The organism is Micromonospora arida, assembly GCF_003857035.1.
GTDB classification, from domain to species: domain Bacteria; phylum Actinomycetota; class Actinomycetes; order Mycobacteriales; family Micromonosporaceae; genus Micromonospora; species Micromonospora arida.
Genome location: NZ_QGSY01000008.1, coordinates 1 through 1,134 on the forward strand (window position 1 = coordinate 1; position 1,134 = coordinate 1,134).

2 protein-coding genes are annotated in these 1,134 nt (G+C 67.5%); one reads left to right on the forward strand and one right to left on the reverse strand.

All coding sequences use genetic code 11. The annotated features are described in order from the left end of the window. On the reverse strand, positions 1–523 hold a 523-nt coding region (locus tag DLJ58_RS00030), incomplete at its 3' end, for a lytic polysaccharide monooxygenase auxiliary activity family 9 protein (RefSeq protein ID WP_124853292.1). A 343-nt stretch (positions 524–866) separates the two neighbouring features. On the opposite strand from DLJ58_RS00030, the gene DLJ58_RS00035 reads away from it, so the two are divergent. After that, positions 867–1,127 (forward strand): Prokaryotic metallothionein, encoded by a 261-nt coding sequence (locus DLJ58_RS00035; protein WP_091400670.1) that lies wholly within the window; start codon positions 867–869, stop codon positions 1,125–1,127. Positions 1,128–1,134 lie beyond the last annotated feature (7 nt).

Below are 1,134 nucleotides of genomic sequence, written 5' to 3' on the forward strand. Positions count from 1 at the left end.
GGGTCGACCCTCCGCCGCCGATCTGCACGTCGATGCAGGAGTAGAAGGCGTTCGCCGTGTCGGAGATGTTCCACACCGCGAGGATCTTCTGTCGGCCGGAGAAGCCGCCGAGATTGACGTTGTGCGACACCGTTGCGCCCGGCTGCTGGCCGTTGCCGTTGACCACGCCGACCCGGGTGTTGCCGATCCAGTACTCCCAGTTGCTGGTGGCGTGCCGGGCAGTGTTCACCCAGGTGAAGGTCAGCGAGCTGCCCACCGAGGTGGCCGGCCAGCCCCGACTGTCGTCGTTGAGGACGGCGAACTGGGCGATTCCGGCATTGCAGCTACGCAGGCCCTTGGGCCCTTCGACGCTCTGCGGCTCGTACTTGATCTGCCCGCAGTCGGGCACCCTGCCCTGCGCGCAGAGCGCCTGCCGGCTCGGTGGGGCGGAGACGTAGCCGTGCGCCTGGGCGGGGGCGGCAACGGTGAGGGTGGCGGCGACGGCGCCCGCCGCCACCAGCGGGACGGTGATTCTTCGACGCATGGGGACAGCTCCTTCTCCAGGGTCCGGTGGGTGCCCTCAACGTAATTTAAACATTGTTAACAGTAAAGACTCTCATCGATAAATCCATAGATGACGGCAGTTTTCTTCGCAGAGCTGGAGCAGGCTGTCCCGGTCGTCGACCTGGTCGGCCGACCCGTCGTCCAACCAGACGCCGCCGGTGCCGAGGTAACGGCCTCCGGGGGTTGCGGCGGTTCACCCGGCACGACGGGCAACACGCCGACGCCGACACGCCGCCCGCCGTGGCCAGGCGTCGACGTTCCGCCCCACGTCGGCGCCGCCTGAGGGATTCTGTAGGCACTTGTCCATTTAACGGAGGTTTTCGGTGGCAACCTGCGAGGTCTGCGGCAACGACTACTGGATGGCGTTCGAGGTGCACACCGTCAGCGGCGACGTGCACACCTTCGACTCGTTCGAGTGCGCGATCCAGCGCATGGCACCGATCTGCGAGCACTGCCAGGTCAAAATCGTCGGGCACGGCGTCGAGGTCAACGGCCGTTTCTTCTGCTGCGCACACTGCGCCCGCGCCGTCGAGGGCGCGGTGGGCGCCGAGATCCGCGACGCCGTCGGCGCCCGCCCGGCCTGACCGCGCC